Below are 2,128 nucleotides of genomic sequence, written 5' to 3'. Positions count from 1 at the left end.
TCAGATTGACCTCGACCAGGCGATACAGGGCCTCGGGCGTGTGCGAGGTGCGCTGGAAGGCCTCGTTGTCGATCACGGCCTTGTAGCGGTTCAGGGCCGCCAGCGGCTGGCCCGCGCGCTGGTAGTAGCGGCCGATGGACATTTCCTTGCCGGCCAGCTGGTCGTTGACCATGTCGATCTTGACCGTGGCGTCGATGGCATAGCTGGTGCCCGGATAGCGCCGGGCCACGTCGCGCAGACCCTGCAGAGCCCCCTCGGCATAGCCCTGGTCACGGCCCACGTCGGTGATCCGCTCGAAGTTGCACAGCGCCTTCATATAGTAGGCATAGGCCGCGCCCGAGTTGCCGGGGAACAGCTGGATGAAGCGATCCGCCGCGGCCTGGGCCTCGGGGTAGTTGTTGTTCTGATAGTAGGCGTAGATCTGCATCAGGATCGCGCGACGCGACCACTCCGAATACGGGTGCTGACGCTCCACTTCCTGGAAGTAATCGACGGCGTCGGCCCAGCGACGGCTCTCCAGCCGCTGATAGCCCGTGTTGTACAGCGCCTCGACCGGACGCTCTTCATAGGCCAGACGCGGACGCCGCTGGCCCGAACAGCCGGCAACCACGGTCGAGCCGATCACCAGAGCCAGGATCAGGCCGGTACGAAACTTGGGAGCAGGCAAGGACGACCTCAATCACTTTGGCCCGAAGACCGTGCGGCCCGGGGGCCTTCGACTGGACAGCGCAGGTCACGACCCGCGACATCCCAAAACAGGACGCGATCTCTACACCAGGCCACAACCTATCGCCAATGCACGATGCATATGGCGTTTGGCCTTGTGGCTGGGCCATCCCCTGATAAGAAGCGCGCCAGCGCGACCACCCCAATCTCAGCCCGCCGATGACGGCGAAAGGATGACCGGACATGAAGCTGCTGGCAGGCAATTCGAACCGGACCCTGGCCCAGGCCATCGCCGACCATCTGGACATGCCCCTGACCCGGGCCCAAGTGAAGCGATTCGCCGACAACGAGGTCTTTGCGGTGATCGAGGAAAATGTCCGCGGCGAGGACGTCTTCATCATCCAGTCGACCAGCTATCCGGCCAACGACAATCTGATGGAACTGCTGATCATGACCGATGCGCTGGTACGCGCCTCGGCCAAGCGGATCACGGCCGTCATGCCCTATTTCGGCTATGCGCGTCAGGATCGTAAGACAGGCGGCCGGACCCCGATCTCGGCCAAGCTGGTCGCCAATATGATCACCCGCGCCGGGGCGCACCGCGTCCTGACCATGGATCTGCACGCGGGTCAGATTCAGGGCTTCTTCGACATCCCGACCGACAATCTGGTGGCCACGCCGGTGCTGACCGACGATATTCGCCGCCATTATGCCAATCCCGAAGAACTGATGATCGTCTCACCCGACGTCGGCGGCGTGGTGCGGGCGCGTGCCCTGGCCAGTCGGCTGAACGCCGACCTGGCCATCGTGGACAAGCGCAGGCCCAAGGCGGGCGAGAGCGAAGTCATGAACATCATCGGTGACGTCGAAGGGCGCCGCTGCATCCTGTTCGACGACATCGTCGATTCGGGCGGCACCCTGGTGAATGCCGCCAAGGCCCTGATCGATCAGGGCGCGACCGAGGTGTCGGCCTATATCAGCCACGGCGTTCTGTCGGGCCCGGCGGTCCAGCGGATCACCGACGGTCCGCTGAAGACCCTGGTCATCACCGACTCGATCGAACAGCCTGACGAAGTTTTGAACTGCGCCAAAATCCGCGCCGTATCGGCTGCACCACTGATCGGAGAGGCTATCCGCCGGATTGCCAACGAAGAATCGGTCTCGAAACTTTTTGATTAACCATCGGAAAACACTTCGGCCCGCGTTATAAGGACTTCACATAGTATCGGCGCCGTTCGCGCCGCGCGTCCACGTGGGGATGTCTGAATGTTCCGGGTTACACTGCGCAGGGGTCTGACGATCTCCGCCCTCGCCGCCGCCGCTCTCATCGCCAGCTGCTCCACGCCGGAACCGGCCCCGCCGCCTGCGCCGCCGCCGCCGCCGCCCGTGCCCGCCGTCAGCCTGAACGAGGGCGTGGCCCAGGCCGCCTCCATCTATGTCACCTTCATGCGCGACGTCGGCT

The 2,128-nt window shown here is 64.0% G+C and carries 2 protein-coding genes and 1 pseudogene; 2 read left to right on the top strand and 1 reads right to left on the bottom strand.

Features of this window, described 5'->3' with window-relative positions; translation table 11 throughout:
* Positions 1-667, bottom strand: a 667-nt coding sequence (locus JHC81_RS11470; RefSeq protein ID WP_292174731.1) for an outer membrane protein assembly factor BamD, incomplete at its 3' end; no start/stop codon positions are given.
* Positions 668-909: 242 nt separating this feature from the next.
* On the opposite strand from JHC81_RS11470, the gene JHC81_RS11465 reads away from it, so the two are divergent.
* Positions 910-1,845, top strand: a complete 936-nt coding sequence (locus JHC81_RS11465) for a ribose-phosphate pyrophosphokinase (RefSeq protein WP_292174727.1) — start codon at positions 910-912, stop codon at positions 1,843-1,845.
* A gap of 87 nt (positions 1,846-1,932) precedes the next feature.
* A pseudogene (locus JHC81_RS11460) lies at positions 1,933-2,128 on the top strand (hypothetical protein); the annotation flags it as partial.

The sequence above is a fragment of the Brevundimonas sp. genome (assembly GCF_016463295.1).
Classification (GTDB): domain Bacteria; phylum Pseudomonadota; class Alphaproteobacteria; order Caulobacterales; family Caulobacteraceae; genus Brevundimonas.
The sequence above is the reverse complement of the archived record's forward strand: the minus strand, read 5'-3'. Positions and strand labels throughout refer to the sequence as shown.